The organism is Bartonella sp. AC62GZZY, from assembly GCF_042196525.1.
GTDB lineage: Bacteria > Pseudomonadota > Alphaproteobacteria > Rhizobiales > Rhizobiaceae > Bartonella.
This window is the reverse complement of sequence record NZ_JBHIQN010000071.1, coordinates 1-699: the sequence shown is the minus strand read 5'-3', so window position 1 is coordinate 699 and position 699 is coordinate 1. Positions and strand designations below refer to the sequence as shown.

2 protein-coding genes are annotated in these 699 nt (G+C 46.1%); both read left to right on the top strand.

The genetic code is table 11. The features are described from left to right. The first annotated feature begins 70 nt into the window (after positions 1-70). The gene (locus ACFIML_RS09210; RefSeq protein ID WP_375607990.1) at positions 71-271 is read left to right on the top strand and encodes a hypothetical protein; all 201 of its coding nucleotides are present in this window, start codon (positions 71-73) and stop codon (positions 269-271) included. A gap of 3 nt (positions 272-274) precedes the next feature. Continuing rightward, entirely contained in the window at positions 275-661 is a 387-nt protein-coding gene (locus tag ACFIML_RS09205; protein ID WP_375688029.1) for a GPW/gp25 family protein, read from the top strand. Positions 662-699 lie beyond the last annotated feature (38 nt).

Sequence of the window (699 nt, the reverse complement as noted above, 5' to 3'; positions counted from 1 at the left end):
AAGCCATAAACACGGCGGGGTCAAAATGGGTCCCTCCACAACCTCTTCCCCTCTTTAAAGGAGTTTTATGATGCGTGAGAACACTTATGTTATTTTAACCAATGCCGATTTTGTTGCTGGTCAACGTTCACCGGGCAAGGGTGAGGAAATTTGTTTAAGTGAAGAGGCAGCAAAATACCCTTTGCTGCTTGGTCAGATTGCTGAAAAACCAGCCCCTGTTGTTGCGGCGACCCCAACGGTTTCTACCACAAAGACAAGCAAAGGGGCTTAAAGCATGCGGTGCGGGATGAGCGAAAAGGATGGCTCTCTCTTATATGGTTGGGATCATTGCCAACAATCCATTCATAAATGTTTAATGACAAGGGTAGGAACACGGGTTTTGCGTCGCCATTATGGGTGTGATGTCAGAGAATTCCAAGACGCCAATGCTGATCCTGCAACAATCTTACGTCTTTATCAAGCTATTGCCTGCGCGCTTGATGATCCAGAATGTGGAGAGCCTGGGTTCTCATTGCAAAGGATTGATCTGACCAAAGCAACGCGTGAGGGAACATTCCACTTTGTTTTAAGGGGAGTTTTTTATCCCGATGGCCATTTGGGGGATTGGTCCCATGGGCAAGAGATGCAATTTCCTTTAGAGGTCTCTTATGGCAGAGCTTGAACATTTACCCTTTTCACAGATTCCTTTGCCACAAATTA

What these genes read in the sequence shown, in the direction of transcription:
- ACFIML_RS09210 (WP_375607990.1), top strand. Translation starts at nt 71, where the DNA reads ATGCGTGAGAACACTTATGTTATTTTAACCAATGCCGATTTTGTTGCT.
- ACFIML_RS09205 (WP_375688029.1), top strand. Translation starts at nt 275, where the DNA reads ATGCGGTGCGGGATGAGCGAAAAGGATGGCTCTCTCTTATATGGTTGG.